This window comes from Gilliamella sp. wkB18 (assembly GCF_001690875.1).
Lineage (GTDB): Bacteria > Pseudomonadota > Gammaproteobacteria > Enterobacterales > Orbaceae > Gilliamella > Gilliamella apicola_A.
Window position 1 is genome coordinate 45,346 of record NZ_LZHM01000025.1, and the last position, 10,642, is coordinate 55,987.

8 protein-coding genes are annotated in these 10,642 nt (G+C 28.9%); all 8 read right to left on the reverse strand.

The genetic code is table 11. The features are described 5' to 3' along the window. Window positions 1-51: 51 nt before the first annotated feature. Window positions 52-1,245: a glycosyltransferase family 9 protein gene (locus tag A9G48_RS01280; RefSeq protein ID WP_034943349.1), complete on the reverse strand. Its 1,194-nt coding sequence runs from the start codon at window positions 1,243-1,245 to the stop codon at window positions 52-54. A 12-nt stretch (window positions 1,246-1,257) separates the two neighbouring features. Continuing rightward, window positions 1,258-2,226, reverse strand: coding sequence for a glycosyltransferase family 8 protein (locus A9G48_RS01285; RefSeq protein WP_034943351.1), 969 nt, complete (start codon window positions 2,224-2,226; stop codon window positions 1,258-1,260). 60 nt (window positions 2,227-2,286) lie between these two features. Continuing rightward, a complete protein-coding gene (locus A9G48_RS01290) occupies window positions 2,287-3,276 on the reverse strand; it encodes a glycosyltransferase family 2 protein (protein WP_034943353.1) in 990 nt (329 codons plus the stop codon). Window positions 3,277-3,417: 141 nt separating this feature from the next. Next, on the reverse strand, window positions 3,418-4,392 hold the full coding sequence (locus tag A9G48_RS01295; RefSeq protein WP_034943355.1) for a glycosyltransferase family 8 protein: 975 nt from the start codon (window positions 4,390-4,392) through the stop codon (window positions 3,418-3,420). Between the two features lie 89 nt (window positions 4,393-4,481). Next, complete coding sequence (locus A9G48_RS01300) at window positions 4,482-5,558, reverse strand: glycosyltransferase family 10 domain-containing protein (protein ID WP_051824993.1); 1,077 nt, start codon at window positions 5,556-5,558, stop codon at window positions 4,482-4,484. Window positions 5,559-5,709: 151 nt separating this feature from the next. Continuing rightward, window positions 5,710-7,479, reverse strand: a complete 1,770-nt coding sequence (gene msbA / locus A9G48_RS01305) for a lipid A ABC transporter ATP-binding protein/permease MsbA (protein ID WP_051824995.1) — start codon at window positions 7,477-7,479, stop codon at window positions 5,710-5,712. A 23-nt stretch (window positions 7,480-7,502) separates the two neighbouring features. Beyond that, window positions 7,503-9,239 carry a lipid A export permease/ATP-binding protein MsbA gene (msbA, locus tag A9G48_RS01310; RefSeq protein ID WP_034943357.1) on the reverse strand — a complete coding sequence of 579 codons (1,737 nt, stop codon included), beginning with the start codon at window positions 9,237-9,239 and terminating at the stop codon, window positions 7,503-7,505. A 338-nt stretch (window positions 9,240-9,577) separates the two neighbouring features. Further along, the gene (locus A9G48_RS01315) at window positions 9,578-10,609 is read right to left on the reverse strand and encodes a hypothetical protein (RefSeq protein WP_051824997.1); all 1,032 of its coding nucleotides are present in this window, start codon (window positions 10,607-10,609) and stop codon (window positions 9,578-9,580) included. Window positions 10,610-10,642: the final 33 nt, after the last annotated feature.

The window sequence follows — 10,642 nt, forward strand, 5'->3', positions numbered from 1 at the left end:
ATGGCAGATTAATATTGATTTGAGTCTATAAAAATAATTTGTTAAATTTCATTATGGCATACTATCCGAAATCCGATTGATAAATTCATTATTATCTACTTTACCTAAAAAAGACTTATAAAAAACAATTTGTTTGGCATTTGGGTTATTTGGTGCCCATAATTGTTCATAACAATAAGGTAATTCAACTGTTAAGTTATGTTGGTTTAAATAAGTCTTATCAACAAGATAATTACAAGACTGCTTAAAATAGTTTTTCCATTTTCTTCGCATTTTTAAATTAATATCATCAGTTTCTTCATATAAGATAGATTCAGAATAGATCGTTAAGCATGGCAAATTAAAGGCGGCTGCGATATGAACAATAGAAGTGTCAACGGTTACTACATATGATGATTTTTTTACTAAGGCAACAATATCTAAAATTGAGTTAGATTTAAATTTTAATCCTAATTTTGCATCAATTTTATTCAGTTTATTAGGTTCACCAATAAATACTATTTGATAACCAAACTTTGTTTCTTTCAAACTTGATACAAGGCATTCCATTTGCCATTGAGATAATTCCCGCTTTCTTGCTCCACCAAAAGGATTAACGATAACAAATTTGTCTATATTATTTTGGGATAAAAAATCTAATATATATTTTTCGTTTGCTGATGATGTATGAAGGTCATAACTGTAATCATGAGTTCTCACATTTAAATAGGTATATACCATATTTAGCTGATTTGTTATATGAGCATTATTATCATAATAAGGGATAGATATATTATAAGTTTTCACATTGCTTTTATTAAATCCCATTAAATGAGTTGAGTTGGTAAAAGCGCAAAATATAATTTTTCTCATCTCGAAAGAATAAAAAGGCCTAGTGTCAATAACAAGGTCAAAATGCTTTTTCCTAATTTTTTTTATGGTATGAAATAAATCTTTTATTGAATAGTCATTGTAGCTAAAAGTGCCTTTTACATATGGGTTATGCTCAATAATAGCCAGACTTCCTTGTTGCGATGATACATATACATCATAGCCTGCTTGCGCGAGATTTTTGATTAACGGGGTGGTCACTACCAAATCGCCAATTTTGTCATTACGAGCAATTAAAATTGTTTTTATTTTTGAAGGATCAAATTCCTCTTTTCTTTTAGGAAAACAGCATATTAATAGTTTGTTTATTGTATTTAGAAAAAATAATTTTATTTTTTTACGTAAAAACTTTATTTGCCACACAAAATTACTCATACTCTTTAAATCCTAGCTTGGTTTGTTATTTTTTTCTTTCTTTTTTAATTTCAATAATAAATAAGTTATTAAAAATTTTGTCCCTTTAAATAATTTACCTTTTTTTAAAAAGGACTTTCCATAAATACGATAATCATTAATTCTCATTCTCGGAAGATAACTTTTTAAAGGTTGCTTATGCCATGGCGTGAAATGTTTATAAAAAACATATAAGTTTTGAGCTAACCCAATATGCTCAAGATACCAAGGCTTTCTTGCTCCAGTAAAATGGATAATATAAGGAAGAGTATCTTCATGGTAAAAAAATTGTTCTTTTTCAGATTCAGTCATCCAAGTAAAAAGATAATTCCATCTACAATCAATAAATTTAACATGATTTTGTAAAACAAGATTTAATGCATCTTGATCTGGATAAATCAGTTTTGACTGAGGATTTAATAAAATGGCATTAACTTTATTTTCAACGTCAAATTCACACCAATTTTTGGTATTAATATAAAGGAACCCAGAATTAAAATAATTCGCTGAATTTAATTTTAATCGACTAACATTTTTAGCTACGTTTTGCTGTTTTAATGAGTCTGAAACTACTGCACATATTACAGTATCAATATCAACCTGTTTAATTGAAGATATGTCTTTGAAACAGAGCGTATCAGCATCTAAATAGATAAATTTATCCACTTTACCTAATAGTAGTCGAGGGACTAATAACCGAATATACATTGAACGGTTAATATGTTTTAATTTATGCTCATTTTGATATTTTTCTATTTCTTGCTGGTCAATTGTCAGAATTTCAATAGGGGCATCAAGTTTTTGAAAGATTTGAAGTTCACTTTTCGGAACATCATATAAAAATACATAGAATTGTATAGAATTATGTAAATTATTTAATTGAATTGATTTTATTGCAATTGCGACATATTCAAGATAATTACTATCTGTACAAAAGGCTATATTTATTTTTTGATTATTCATATTGTTTCTGCCCTGTTATTACAGTTTAATTAGATTAAACACTTCTACTTATCCATTTAGTTACTTTTTTGAACCACGCCTAATATATCGATAATATAAGCTACCAAAAATCCAAACCATTAAGTTAGTAGATTTGATAATTTTTATTTTTTTTTGATCAGTTTTACGTAAGTATTGTGTATCAACAATTTTTATCTCATTGATAAATCCTAAATCTTTATTAAGATAATTACGAATTTGCTTGTAGTTGAAGTTTTTTAAATATTCAATTAATAGTTTTGTTTTTAGTTTGACTAAAATTGATTGAACCAACTGCTTTACAATAAGTTGATCTTCACAATGATAATTCTGATTTAAATAAAATTGTATACGTGACCATGTGTTAATATCTTCTAAATATAAATCAATTATTGCAGTTGCATTTGTTACTGATTTTTCACGATAAAAATAATTAAATAAGTGCTCTTTTACCACAAAGACATCACTTTTAGTTATTGTTTTGATCGTAAAGAAAATATCTTCACACACTTTTAGATCGATATCGAATGTGATGTTATTGTCGATTAAAAATGAACGTCTAAACAGCATACCTGAGATATGAAAGCATTTTTCAAGAAAACTTTTGACAATATTACCCTCATTAAAATTAAATATCTCTTTAACAATACTACTTTTTTTTATCCGATAAAATCCACAATAAACAATGTTGCCATGTGTTTGCTGTTGTCGTAATAACATTGTTTCAAAAAAGGTAGGAGCATAAGTGTCATCACTATCTAAAAAGCAAATAAACTCACCTGTAGAACATTCTATCCCTTTATTCCTTGCTGCTGATACCCCACTGTTAGTTTGATGATAAACAATACATTTATTATTATTTTGCTGATATTCATCTAGCAATTGTGATGTGCCATCGGTTGATCCATCATCAATAATTATCATTTGGTAATTTTGATAAGTCTGCGCCTCCACTGATTTAAGGGTCTTTTCAATCACATCTTTTGTATTATAAGCAGGGATAACTACCGATATTAGAGGGTTAATATTCATGTAAACCTTAATTAAAATAATTATAAACCGTTAATGTGTTATACATTGTTTTGCATTCATAATATAACTGATTTTATTCTTCACCAATAATGATTACTTGGATTTATACAATTTTAGCTAAATGTTATTGAGTTCGCTAAATCATTTTTTCCAAATTTTATGCTTTAAATATAGAGTATAATAAAGAAAAGCTCTCCAATATTTACCTTCATTCGATAAAATTTTAGCGTAACGGCGAGTAGTTGAAGGCGATTTGTTATTGGCTAATAATAATGAAGTGTCCCTCCAAGGCGATCCATTAATATATTGCTGATATACAGGGGTCAAATAAAGTCTAAACCATGGTTTGCTACCTGATACATAATGAATAAAAATGGCGTTATCAGATATTTTCAAATCCTCATTTCCTTCAACTGTAAGTACTGTAATATTATTATATTTTCTTGGAAGATAATATACTTTATCTTTCAATAAAAGGTTTAATACATCTTGATCTGGGAATTTATAAGCTACGCCTTCATTTAATAGATTTAGCGCTTTATTTGTTACATCTAACTGATTCCAGTTTTCGATGTTATATAGAATTACACCGGAATTAAAATAATTACCATATTCGATTTCAAATTTTTTGCATTGGGATTTTTGAGTATTTTCAACATCAGGGACAGCAGCAACAACTTGATCAGTTAAATTAGTATTAAATAGTTGTTCTAATGATCCTAAACATAATGTATCGCTATCAACATAAAGTAATTTGTTAATATCTTTAGATATAATTAATGGAGCAATTATGCGTAGGCAAGCTGAAACAGGAAAATATTTGGTGTTATTTGTATGAATTTGGAGTTTATCGTTAATATCATATTCAGTTAATGATACTAAATCCGAAGCAAGTTGGGCTATTTTACTTTTATTCGCATCTGATACATTCTGCATAAATAAATGGAAATGTAATGCTTTATCTGCATTATTTTTAATAATTGAGTGGATATTTACTCCTGCAGGTAAGGCATAATCATCATCAAAACAAAGAAGCACATGCCATTGTTCGGGCGATGTTTTATTATTTAAAATTATTTCTTTTTTATTTTGTAGGAATTCATTAATATTAATCATTTATTATTTCCACTGTTGTACCAACTAATTAAAAGCTATCGTTTTGAGTTAAATCCAATAGTTTTGGAACAAATTATTAAAATGCGATATCAAAAATTATCTTTTATATAAGTTTTGTACATATAGTCTTCATTATTTGCAAATTTTTGGACGGTAATGAAATTTTTCATAATCGCCTTTTTTCGAGATAAATAATCTGCCTCATTACATTGATTAATTATATATTCAATATTATCAATTTCACTTTCATCTACTCGGATAATACCATCTTCATCAAAAAATTCATAAATTTTAGTCGCTCCAATGTAGATAGGCACTGTCTGAGTTGCAAAGCAATTTGTCAATTTTTCGGTAAAACAATATGGTGATATTTCATTTTCAAAGATAATAGAATACCGATAATCTTTCAAAGTATCATAAGGTTCAACAATGTTACCACCGTCAAACGTTCCAAACGTATCAACATTGGGATTATTTTTTAATTTAATCGCAGTCGCAATTCGTTTAAGATGTAAATCACATAATCTTTTTCCGGAAGATATCATGGATATATTTTTTATCTTTTCATAAAATAAGTTTTGTTGAAAGATTCCCTCTAAGTTAGGTAACATAATAAAATCTCTTGTAAAAAGTTTTATGTCTGCACAAAAAGGAACAAATCGAGCATTTGGTATTTCGTTTAATAATTTTTCATCATAGGTAAATATCAAATCAAAATCTTTTTCTAACCCCTGATAGTTTTTGAATATATCATAACTATCTGGTTTTATACCTTTTGTTTCAACTAGAGCACCAAAACGATTACGTGGTGACCCCATTGTTTCTAACATACGACCATGGGTATATAAATGTAAAGGCAATTCGAAATTGTATTTATCCCAATAGATAAGGTTACTTGTTTGCGATGAAGCATCAGGGCGATAGCGATCTCTTAAAAACATGACCCGAATTTTTTCACCTTTTTTATTGTAAATTTCGGGTTCAATGGAACATAGTCTTACATTAGGCTTGTAGATAGGAATATAGATATTTTCATAAATTTTTGCATTTTTTCTATATAATATATAAGGAGTTTTACTACCATATTTCTTTTTAAAGAAATATTTTTTTTTGTTATCTTTTATAAATAGACAAATAAAATCGACTACAATCCTTTTTAAACTCATCATATTACCTTATATTTCTAAGCTAACTTTACTACATTGCTGCTTTAAAATTAATCACCATAAACAATGAATATATCGATACAAATCAAATTTTTTTGAATTTTATTTATTGTTAAATATATAACCGTAAAATCTGCAATGCCACAATAAATTATCCTAATTGATTTGATAAATATAATTTAGCATAAATACCTTCTTTTTGAAGTAATGTTTTATGATTACCTCGTTCAATTATATGCCCATTATCAATAACTAATATTTCATCAGCTTTTTCAATAGTAGATAATCTATGTGCTATAACAATAGCTGTTCGGCCTTTTTGCAATTCATCTAAGGCTTTTTGAATGGCTCTTTCTGATTCAGTATCTAGCGCAGAAGTAGCCTCATCTAAAATTAAAATTGGGCTATTCCGTAAAAGTGCTCTAGCAATAGCAATTCGTTGTCTTTGCCCACCAGATAATAGCGAACCACCTTCACCAACCTTGGTATCAAATCCATTTTCACATTTTATAATGAAATCATAAGCATAAGCCTTTTTTGCAGCTTCTTCTATTTCCTCTATTGTGTACTCACCAATCCGACCATAAGCAATATTGTTAGCAATAGAATCATTAAAGAGATGAACATTTTGTGATACTAATCCAATTTGATTACGCAAAGAATTTAACGTTAAATCCTGTATATTGTAACCGTCAATGAATATTTCACCTTCAGAAATATCATAAAAACGCGCTAATAAACTAGCTATTGTCGTTTTTCCTGAACCTGATCGCCCAACCAATGCTACAGTTTTTCCAGCTGGGACTGAAAAACTAATATCTTGTAAAGCCAAATCTTGCCGTGTTTCATAACCAAAAGATACATGATTAAACTTAATATCGCCCTTGACTCTTTCGATATTTACAGTGCCTTTATCTGATTCTACTGGTTGTTCTAAAATAGCAAAGAGTGTCTGACAAGCAGCCATACCTTTTTGAAAATTAGCATTAACACTCGTTAAACTTTTGATTGGTTGCATTAATGCAACTAATGATGAAAAAACAACAGTAAATTCACCTGGTGTTATATTTAGTTCAGGATCACTTGCAGTAAGCAAGACAAATGCTATTGCGAAGGAAATAACTGATTGTATAATTGGTGTAGACAATGCTGATATAGACACTAAACGCATACCATCACGACGAAATTTATTACTTACTTTTTCAAAGTTTTTTGACTCTTCATCTTGGGCTCCAAATACAATTATTTCTCGATGCCCTTTAAGCATTTGCTCGACCGACATGGTAACATTACCCATGGAGTTTTGCATATTTTTGGCTAATTTTCTAAACTTTACAGAAATAAAGGTAATTAAGATAACAACAATAGGAGTAACAATAATTAAAGACAACGATAACTGCCAGCTGTTATAAAACATTGTGTAGAAAAGCCCACATACAAAAGCTGATTCACGTATTATTGTAATTAAGGCATCTGACGATGAAGCAGCGACTTGTTCTGTATCATAAGTAATTCTAGATAATAACCTTCCTGTTGAAGATTGATCGTAGAAGCTAACAGGAGCATCAACAAAGTGAGCAAATAACCTTTGTCGAATCCGCATAACAATTTTACCTGAAACTAAGGCTAAAAATACAGAATAACCATAATTTGCAATACCTCGCATCAGTACTAAACCAAAGATGAAAAAGGGTGCCATATATAAAAACTCTTGATCATTCATTGAAAACCCACGATCAAGCAATGGGCGCAATATGCCAATCAATGAAGTATCAGCAAATGCACTAATAATTAACAAAATTACTGATATAAATAAAATAAATTTATGTTGTGCAATATATGGCCATAACTTCAAAAAAGTTTGCCATGTTGATGAATCTCGATCTATATCATTAATATCTTTATGGTTATTTTGAGTCATATTTTTTTACTAAATCAACTATTTTAAGAGTTAAATTGCATTTTATGCATTAATGCATAAATACCATTTTGTTCGATAAGTGATTGGTGATTGCCATCTTCTACAATTCTACCGCTATCAATAACTAAAATACGATCAGCTTTTTCAATCGTCGATAAACGATGAGCAATGATAATCGAAGTTCTACCTTTTTGTAATCTTTCAATGGCTTCTTGGACCAGCTTTTCTGACTCGTTGTCGAGAGCTGAGGTTGCTTCATCCAAAATTAAAATTGGGTTATTTCGTAATAATACTCTTGCAATAGCAATACGTTGCCGCTGACCTCCAGATAATAAAATACCATTATCACCAATTTCAGTATCAATACCATGCTCTAATTTATCAATAAATTCCATTGCATTAGCAAGTTTAGCCGCATTAATAATCTCTTCTAGACTATGCTGACCTTTTTCACCGTAAACAATATTATCTGCAATAGTTCCATTAAATAAATGTACTTGCTGAGACACATAACCAATTTGATTTCTTAATGACTTTAAAGTATAGTCTTTGACATTTATAGAATCTAAACATATTTCACCTTGTTCTAAGTCATAAAATCTAGGAATTAAGCTTGCAATAGTTGATTTACCTGCTCCCGAGCGCCCAACTAAAGCTAACGTTTGTCCTGCATTAATTTTTAAATTAATATTATTAAGAGCTGGTGAATGAGCCGTTGGATACTGATATGTTACATTTTTGAACTCAATATCACCTCGAATATGATTAGCAACAATTGTTCCACTATCTTCTTCTAATGGTGAGTCAAGCAATTCAAATAATGATTCACATGCCACAGCACCTTTTTGTAATTCCACATGTAAACTGGTTAATTCCCGTAGTGGACGCATCACCGCAACCATAGCAGAAAAAACCACAGTAAAAGAACCTGGTGTGATATCTAAACTCTGGCTTGCAACGAGATATAATATTAATCCTAAACCACATGTTGCAATCAACTGTATAATCGGCGTAGATAATCGGGAAACAAATTCGATTTTAAGTAAACCACGTCGAAAAGTGTCAGTAATTTCATTGAAATTAGATCGTTCATACTCTTTCGCATTAAAAACTAAAACTTCCTTATGCCCTTTTAGCATTTCATCAGCTGCGGCAGTAATCTCCCCCATACCTTTTTGCATCGAAGTAAGTGTTTCTCTAAATCTTTTTGCAATAAATTGAGCAACCAGAATAATTAAAGGTACAAGAATAATTAATACTAATGCTAATTTCCAATTACCATAAAACATCACTATACATAAACCAACAGCGTATGTTATTTCGCGCACAAGAATAATTAATGCATCAGAAGAAGCTTTCGATAACATTTGAGTGTTAAACGTAATAATTGATACTAAATCACCAATAGACTGTTTTTCATGATAACTAACTGGACTTTTCATTAAATGGTTGAAAATCATTTGTCTAAATTTAGTGATAACTTTACCTGACAACCAAGATAAACAATAGGTTGATCCATAATTGGATAAGCCTCTTAATGCTATTAACCCAATAATAGCAATAGCAATAGTAATTAAAAGCCCATAGTTTTTATCCATTAGACCATTATCAAGCAACGGTTTGGTCAACGATATTAAAGTTGAATCTGTAATTGCATTTAATAAAAGACCCAAAATTGCAACAAACAAAGCCTTTTTGTATGGCTTTACAAATGGCCAAAGTTTTATAAGTGCAGTCAAGGAATTATATTTTTTGGACATAATTTAAAATTTTATATAAGTAAATTGGAAAGATTATACTATAAAAAAAACGGTATTGATTAAATTATCGAACTATTACCTTTTTTTTACATTACATAATGTAATCAATTTTCAGAACATTATTTAATACTAGCTATTAATTATATTTGAGTTTTTACCTATCCCAAAATTAGAAATCATTTACAATGCGCTGAAATAATTGCAGAAAAAATAAAACATTCAAAGTATATATACTAGTATATAATTAATTTCTATGTTAATTATTTACATCTTATAACTAAATGATTTCTAATAGAAATAATTATTAAATACTTTTTATAGCATTAAAAATTAAAACTCTATTGATAAACATCTTCAAAAACTCCTTTCAATCCTATTGGATTAATAGAAACTATTTCTATATCAGGATAAAACTGATCTTTGAACTTTTTAAATACGTGCCATCCATTTAAAAGAGAATCAATATTAGAAGAAAATGCATTTTGATCATCGTTATCAAAGTAGCCATTTTGGCATACATCGCACCCAACTAAATAAATTCGCTTTGGATGAGTATAAAGAGCAAATGCTAATGCAGAAAATACAACGGATCCATATTCTGGAAAAACTGAAGATGTAATATCAGGGAAAAAATCGGTAAAGAAACTGCCAACATAATATCGCTTAGCATTGGCTTTAATTAAATCTTTTTCCGGTATGGAAGCACCAAAAGTTATGCTGCTTCCATAAAATTTTTGACATGTTTCAGGATTATAATTATTTATTGCATCAATATCGTTTTTAAGACCAGTGATATCTTGAATAAAAATAAAATCAAGGCTAATATCATCACGTCTGAAAGCCCTATTTACACCAATATTGATTGTATTTTCAATTGGCTGATATTTTGCAAGCGTGGGACCAGTGCATAAAATGACTATATCTTGACCTGTAAATTTATTTTTAAAACCAGCAAAACTTTCCATATGAGCTTTTGAATAAGCATTAATATTGTTAATATTCAAAGATAACCCATTAAATTGGTTATCAATATTTTTAGATAGACTATTAATATTATTAATGCGTCCATCAATTTCATTCATAAATATATTGAATTTATTATCTATATTATAAGTGATATTACTTATATGCTCACTGATATAGCCTTCCAACTTTTCATACCTAGCTACATTCTCAGTTCGAATAATACTAACTTCATTTGCTAATTTTTCTGTAAGAGACTTAATATAGTTTAATTTAACTCTTTTCAAAATTTTGAAGCCCAAAAAATAAACGCACATTAAGCTTTTTGAATTTACGACTTTAACACAATTTAATCCAAAAAGTTGATAATAACGGATATCACCTTTTTTTACTTTCTTATAAATCATAAAATTTTTATTTTCCTAAAATTATATAAATAA

What these genes read in the sequence shown, in the direction of transcription:
- A9G48_RS01290 (WP_034943353.1), bottom strand. Translation starts at nt 3,276, where the DNA reads ATGAATATTAACCCTCTAATATCGGTAGTTATCCCTGCTTATAATACA.
- A9G48_RS01315 (WP_051824997.1), bottom strand. Translation starts at nt 10,609, where the DNA reads ATGATTTATAAGAAAGTAAAAAAAGGTGATATCCGTTATTATCAACTT.
- msbA (WP_034943357.1), bottom strand. Translation starts at nt 9,239, where the DNA reads ATGTCCAAAAAATATAATTCCTTGACTGCACTTATAAAACTTTGGCCA.
- A9G48_RS01280 (WP_034943349.1), bottom strand. Translation starts at nt 1,245, where the DNA reads ATGAGTAATTTTGTGTGGCAAATAAAGTTTTTACGTAAAAAAATAAAA.
- A9G48_RS01285 (WP_034943351.1), bottom strand. Translation starts at nt 2,226, where the DNA reads ATGAATAATCAAAAAATAAATATAGCCTTTTGTACAGATAGTAATTAT.
- msbA (WP_051824995.1), bottom strand. Translation starts at nt 7,479, where the DNA reads ATGACTCAAAATAACCATAAAGATATTAATGATATAGATCGAGATTCA.
- A9G48_RS01295 (WP_034943355.1), bottom strand. Translation starts at nt 4,392, where the DNA reads ATGATTAATATTAATGAATTCCTACAAAATAAAAAAGAAATAATTTTA.
- A9G48_RS01300 (WP_051824993.1), bottom strand. Translation starts at nt 5,558, where the DNA reads ATGAGTTTAAAAAGGATTGTAGTCGATTTTATTTGTCTATTTATAAAA.